The 1000-nt window shown below is 73.6% G+C and carries 2 protein-coding genes; both read right to left on the bottom strand.

All coding sequences use genetic code 11. From position 1 onward, the window contains the following. Window positions 1–40: 40 nt before the first annotated feature. Window positions 41–742, bottom strand: a complete 702-nt coding sequence (gene hemQ / locus AB0J68_RS32545; RefSeq protein ID WP_363942777.1) for a hydrogen peroxide-dependent heme synthase — start codon at window positions 740–742, stop codon at window positions 41–43. Next, window positions 739–1000: FAD-dependent oxidoreductase (locus AB0J68_RS32550; RefSeq protein ID WP_363942780.1), on the bottom strand; the 262-nt coding region annotated here is incomplete at its 5' end. The genes hemQ and AB0J68_RS32550, both read right to left, overlap by 4 nt.

The raw sequence follows: 1000 nt of genomic DNA on the forward strand, positions 1-1000 counted from the left end.
CGCCGCACCCCCGCCCGGGTGCGGCGCCGGACGGCGGGGATCAGACCAGGCAGCTGACGATCTCGGCGACCGACCGGCGGCGGCCCGTGTAGAACGGGACCTCCTCGCGGACGTGCCGGCGGGCCCCGGAGGCGCGCAGGTCCCGCATCAGGTCGACGATCCGGTGCAGCTCGTCGGCCTCGAACGCGAGCATCCACTCGTAGTCGCCCAGCGCGAACGAGGCGACCGTGTTGGCGCGTACGTCCGGGTAGCCGCGGGCCATCTTGCCGTGCTCGGCCAGCATCTCGCGCCGCTCGGCGTCGGGCAGCAGGTACCACTCGTACGAGCGCACGAACGGGTAGACGCACAGGTAGGGGCGGGCCTCCTCGCCGGCGAGGAACGCCGGGATGTGGCTCTTGTTGAACTCCGCCGGCCGGTGCAGCGCCATCTGCGACCAGACCGGGGTCAGCGCCCGGCCCAGCGTGGTGCGGCGGAACCGCAGGTACGCGTCCTGCAGCGCGTCGCTCGACGCGGAGTGCCACCAGATCATCACGTCCGCGTCGGCGCGCAGCCCGGAGACGTCGTACACGCCCCGGATCACCACGTCCTTGCCGGCCAGCTCGTCGAAGAGGGACTCGACCTCACCGGTGACGTTGTCCCGCAGGGACGGCAGTGGGGCGCTGGCCCGGAACACCGACCACATCGTGTAGCGGATGCTGTCGTTCAGCTCCCGCAACCGGGCCGCGTTGGTCTGCTCGGTCATCTCGCCGATCCTCCCAGTGCTGTGATGATCTCGTCGGCCGCCGTCTCGCCGGAGCGGACGCAGACCGGTATGCCGACACCGTCGTAGCCGGCGCCGGCCAGGGCCAGGGTGGGATGCGCGGCCCGCAGCGCCGTCCGCGCGGCGGTCACCCGGTCGGCGTGCCCCGGGGCGTACTGGGGCAGCGCGCCGCCCCACCGCTGCACGTGCCCGTCGACCGGGGCGGGCAGCGGGGCGCCGAGCACCGCCGACAGCTCCCGG

Origin of the sequence: Micromonospora sp. NPDC049580 (assembly GCF_040675595.1) — a bacterium.
Taxonomy (GTDB): domain Bacteria; phylum Actinomycetota; class Actinomycetes; order Mycobacteriales; family Micromonosporaceae; genus Micromonospora.